Annotated in this window: 5 protein-coding genes and 1 pseudogene; 3 read left to right on the forward strand and 3 right to left on the reverse strand. The window is 67.6% G+C overall.

Going from position 1 to position 4,611, the window contains the following annotated elements; all coding sequences use genetic code 11:
* Nucleotides 1-265, forward strand: a pseudogene (locus JCM9942_RS11145) (TonB-dependent receptor); the annotation flags it as partial.
* A gap of 98 nt (nucleotides 266-363) precedes the next feature.
* On the opposite strand, the gene gph reads toward JCM9942_RS11145, so the two are convergent.
* Together gph and dinB are read right to left on the reverse strand one after the other, a co-directional pair.
* Nucleotides 364-1,029, reverse strand: a complete 666-nt coding sequence (gene gph / locus JCM9942_RS11150) for a phosphoglycolate phosphatase (RefSeq protein WP_241772733.1) — start codon at nucleotides 1,027-1,029, stop codon at nucleotides 364-366.
* A 49-nt stretch (nucleotides 1,030-1,078) separates the two neighbouring features.
* Nucleotides 1,079-2,164, reverse strand: coding sequence for a DNA polymerase IV (gene dinB, locus JCM9942_RS11155; RefSeq protein WP_054659697.1), 1,086 nt, complete (start codon nucleotides 2,162-2,164; stop codon nucleotides 1,079-1,081).
* Between the two features lie 210 nt (nucleotides 2,165-2,374).
* Between dinB and fabA the strand changes: the two genes are divergently transcribed.
* Both fabA and fabB read left to right on the forward strand, forming a co-directional pair.
* Nucleotides 2,375-2,890 carry a 3-hydroxyacyl-[acyl-carrier-protein] dehydratase FabA gene (gene fabA / locus JCM9942_RS11160; RefSeq protein ID WP_054659699.1) on the forward strand — a complete coding sequence of 172 codons (516 nt, stop codon included), beginning with the start codon at nucleotides 2,375-2,377 and terminating at the stop codon, nucleotides 2,888-2,890.
* A complete protein-coding gene (gene fabB, locus JCM9942_RS11165) occupies nucleotides 2,890-4,098 on the forward strand; it encodes a beta-ketoacyl-ACP synthase I (RefSeq protein ID WP_054659701.1) in 1,209 nt (402 codons plus the stop codon). The genes fabA and fabB overlap by 1 nt, the downstream gene beginning before the upstream one ends.
* Nucleotides 4,099-4,218: 120 nt before the next feature.
* On the opposite strand, the gene JCM9942_RS11170 is transcribed toward fabB, so the two are convergent.
* Complete coding sequence (locus tag JCM9942_RS11170; protein ID WP_083468512.1) at nucleotides 4,219-4,566, reverse strand: SH3 domain-containing protein; 348 nt, start codon at nucleotides 4,564-4,566, stop codon at nucleotides 4,219-4,221.
* Nucleotides 4,567-4,611 lie beyond the last annotated feature (45 nt).

The raw sequence follows: 4,611 nt of genomic DNA on the forward strand, positions 1-4,611 counted from the left end.
CCTGGACGTGGACAAGAGCTTCGGCCCGCTGCGTCTGGGCGTGACCGCGGCCGGCAGCGGCCACCGCTTCGACAACGCCGCCAACAGCGTGCGTCTGGCCGGCTACGGCACCGTCGATGTCCGAGTGGAATACGCAATCAACGCAGAGTGGAGCCTGCAGGCCAAGGCCGCCAACGTGTTCGACCGCGACTATGAAACCGTGGCCTGGTACAACCAGCCGGGTCGCGAGTACCAGCTGACCCTGCGCTACAACAGCAAGAACTGAGGCGGAGCACTCCGCTGATACGACGATGCCCCGGTGTTCGCACCGGGGCATTTTTGTTGCGGCGACTGCCCCGAAACCCGGCGCCGCGAATCAGCCGCTCAGACGAGGGGCAACAGCTCGCGCAGATCGTCGATCACCGCCAGCGCGCCGGCCGCATCCAGGTCCAGATCACGCGGGTAGCCGTAGCGCACCAGCACCACCGGCATGTGCGCGTGGTTGGCCGCGCCCAGATCGGTGGCCGAATCGCCCACCATCAGGCACGCACCGGGCGGCTGCCCCAGCAGCGCGGCGGCGTGCAACAGCGGCTCGGCCGCAGGCTTGCGCTGCGGCAGGCTGTCGCCGCCGACGATATGGGTGAAGAACTCCGCGATCCCCAGATGCGCCAGCAGCGGCGGCACCAGCGCCACCGGCTTGTTGGTGCAGATCGCCATCGGCAGGGCGCGTGCGCGCAGCGCCTGCAGCGTTTCCGGCACGCCGGCATACAGGCGCGGGCTACGCAGCAGGCAGGCGTGGTAGTGGCGCATGAAGGCCGGCATCACCGTTTCCAGCGGGCGGTCGCTGCCGGCATGCTTCAGTGCGGTGGCCACCAGATTGCGCACGCCTTCGCCGATCCAGCTGCGCACCCGTGCCTCAGGCACGCGCGCCAGCGCCAGCTCCTCCAGACAGCGGTTGACCGCCTCGGCGATATCGCCGGCGCTGTCCACCAGGGTTCCGTCCAGATCGAAAATCACCGCTGACGTGGCCACGTTGTCGACACTCCTCACGCAGAAAACCGTCGATTGTAGCCCTGCCCCGGAAGCGGACCCGACGCGCTCACTCCGGCGATGACCCGCGAAACAGATCGCCCTGCAGCAGCACCTCGGCACGATCACGGAAGCCGGACAGGCCCACCCCCACCAGCCGGTAGCGCGTGTCCGGCGGCAGCTGCACCCGCTGGCACAGCGCCAGGGCGATATCGCGCAGCTCCTCCACCGAGCCGGGCGGAGAGTCCGGGGTGAAGCTGCGAGTAAGAATGCGGAACTGCGCGGTCTTGAGCTTGAGCACCACCGTATGGGCGATCCGCTCGGTGCGTCCGGTGGCGCGCCAGGTGCGCTCGGCCAGCTGGGTGATCAGCTCGTCGAACTGGCCCAGCGGCAGATCCTCGGCAAACGTGTCCTCCGAGGAGATGGACTGCACCGGCTGGTCCGGTTCCACCGGGCGCTCATCGATCCCACGCGCGCGCTTGTACAGGCGGGCGCCGAAACTGCCGAACAGCGCCTGCAGCTGCTCCAGTGGCAGTCCGCGCAGATCACCGACGGTGGCGATCCCCAGCGCCGCCAGCCGGCCTTCCATCACCTTGCCCACGCCCGGCACGCGGTTGACCGGCAACGGCGTCAGGAACTGCTCCACCCTGGACGGCGGCACCACGAACTGGCCATCGGGCTTGCGCCAGTCCGAGGCGATCTTGGCCAGGAACTTGTTCGGGGCGATGCCGGCCGAGGCGGTCAGCGCGGTCGTCTCGCGGATCTGCGCGCGGATCAGGCGGGCGATGTCGGTAGCGATGCCGCCGCAGCTGGGCGAGGCGGTCACATCCAGATAGGCCTCGTCCAGCGACAGCGGTTCCACCAGCGGCGTGTGCTGCAGGAAGATCGCGCGGATCTGCCGCGACACCGCCTTGTAGCGGGCGAAGTCCGGCGGCACGAACACCGCGTCCGGGCACAGCCGTTCGGCGCGCAACGCCGGCATCGCCGAGCGCACCCCGAAGGTGCGCGCCTCGTAGGAGGCCGCACAGACCACCGACCGGGGCCCCTTCCACGCCACCACCACCGGCCGCCCGCGCAATCCGGGGTCATCGCGCTGCTCCACCGACGCATAGAAGGCGTCCATGTCCACATGGATGATCTTGCGAAGCTGGGCCACGACAACAGTCCGGAACGGTCGCCAACATGATAGCTGCTGTCGCTAAATGCACACTTGTCCTCACAATTGTGCATTTTAAAACGACTCGCAACAGCCCTCGAACGGCTGCTAACTGCGCCGAACATACGCAACCGTCCAGTTAAAACATTTGATTGAACGCTGCTGCTGCCGCATGCTCGGCGACTCGCTCCTGGCTTTGGATTACCCCGGATGACCCGTCTGCATACGTTCTCGCGTGACCAGCTGCTGGCCAGCGCGCGCGGCGAACTCTTCGGCCCCAACAAGGGCCGCCTGCCCAACGACCCGATGCTGATGTTCGACCGCATCACCGACATCCGCGAGGACGGTGGCGCCCATGGCAAGGGCCTGATCCGCGCCGAGCTGGATATCCGCCCGGACCTGTGGTTCTTCGGCTGCCATTTCCTCGGCGACCCGGTGATGCCCGGCTGCCTGGGTCTGGACGCCATGTGGCAGCTGACCGGCTTCTTCCTGACCTGGCTGGGCGCCGAAGGCCGCGGCCGTGCGCTGGGCTGTGGCGAGGTCAAATTCACCGGCCAGGTGCTGCCCAGCGCCAAGCTGGTGCAGTACGAAATCGATGTCTCCCGCGTGATCAACCGCAAACTGGTGATGGCCCAGACCGATGCCCGCATGCTGGTGGACGGGCGCGAGATCTACACCGCCAAGGACCTGAAGGTCGGCCTGTTCACCTCGACGGAGAGCTTCTGATGCGTCGCGTCGTCATTACCGGCATGGGCATCACCTCCTGCCTGGGCAACGATCTGGACACCGTCTCCAGCGCCCTGCGCGAAGGCCGCCCCGGCATCGTCGCCCTGCCCGACCACGCCGAAGCCGGGCTGCGCAGCCAGGTGGGCGGCAAGGTCGACATCGACCTGACCGCGCAGGTGGACCGCAAGCTCAAGCGCTTCATGAGCGATGCGGCCGCCTACAGCTACCTGGCCATGCGCGATGCCATCGCCGATGCCTGCCTGGACGAGGCGACGGTCAGCAACGTGCGTACCGGCGTGATCGCCGGCTCCGGTGGCGGCTCCAGCGAATGGCAGGTGGAAGCGGCCGATCTGCTGCGCAACCGCGGCGTGCGCAAAGTCGGCCCGTACATGGTGCCGCGCACGATGTGCTCGACCGTGTCGGCCAACCTGGCCACCGCGTTCAGCATCAAGGGCCTGAGCTATTCGCTATCGGCCGCCTGCGCCACCTCGGCCCATTGCATTGGCGCGGCGGCGGACCTGATCCGCCACGGCGCCCAGGACGTGATGTTTGCCGGTGGCGGCGAGGACCTGCACTGGTCGATGAGCGTGATGTTCGACGCCATGGGCGCGCTGTCCACCGGTTTCAACGAAACCCCGGCCACCGCCTCGCGTCCGTATGACGCCAACCGCGACGGCTTCGTCATCGCCGGTGGCGGCGGCATGCTGGTGCTGGAAGACTATGACCACGCCATCGCCCGTGGCGCGAAGATCTACGCCGAGCTGGTCGGTTACGGCGTGACCTCCGACGGCGCCGACATGGTCGCGCCGTCCGGTGAAGGCGCGGTGCGCTGCATGAAGATGGCGATGGCAGGCCTGGACCGTCCGATCGACTATCTGAACACCCATGGCACCTCCACCCCGCTGGGCGATGTGACCGAGCTGGGTGCGGTGCGCGAGGTGTTCGGCGAGTCGGTACCGCCCCTGTCCTCGACCAAGGCGCTGTCGGGCCACTCGCTGGGCGCGGCCAGCGTGCACGAGGCGATCTACTGCCTGCTGATGATGCGCGACGGCTTCATGGCCGGCTCGGCCAACATCGAAACCCTGGACGAGCGCGTGGAAGGTTTCCCGATCCTGCGCCAGACCCGGGACGCGACGCTGGATACGGTGATGTCCAACAGTTTCGGCTTCGGCGGTACCAACGCCACGCTGATCTTCGGCCGGGTGTGAAGCCGCTGCGGTATTGATGCCAAAAAAACAGCCGCGAAAGCGGCTGTTTTTTTACGTGGTTGCGGAGAAATGAAATCCCGTCGGCGGGTTGCACACTGCACTGACCGGTGCCGCCGGCGCTCAACCACCGGGGCGCGCGGTCTCGATCACCACTCCCAGCTCCTTGCCGGCCTCGGCCAACCGGACCCGTTTGCCGTCACTGCGCGCGATCAGGTAATCGGCCGCGACCCAGCCGCTCTTGCCGCCCGCCCGCACGTTGCACCACTGCAGGTCATCCAGGCAGCGCTGCACCTCCACCGTCGTGCCCACCGGCAGCACCGCCAGCCGCTCGGCACGCGCGTCCGGCGCGCTGCGCAGGTTCAGGCCGTTGCTGACCTGGGCGGCCGGTTCGTTGATGCGTGGCTGGAACCAGAGCACGACACCAATGATGGCGGCACATGCAGCGATGCGGGTAACAAGCCGGGGCATGGCTCGATACGGAAGAAGTCCGGTGGCACAGCTTGCCGCGCAACG

Source organism: Stenotrophomonas pictorum JCM 9942 (assembly GCF_001310775.1).
Classification (GTDB): Bacteria; Pseudomonadota; Gammaproteobacteria; order Xanthomonadales; family Xanthomonadaceae; genus Stenotrophomonas; species Stenotrophomonas pictorum.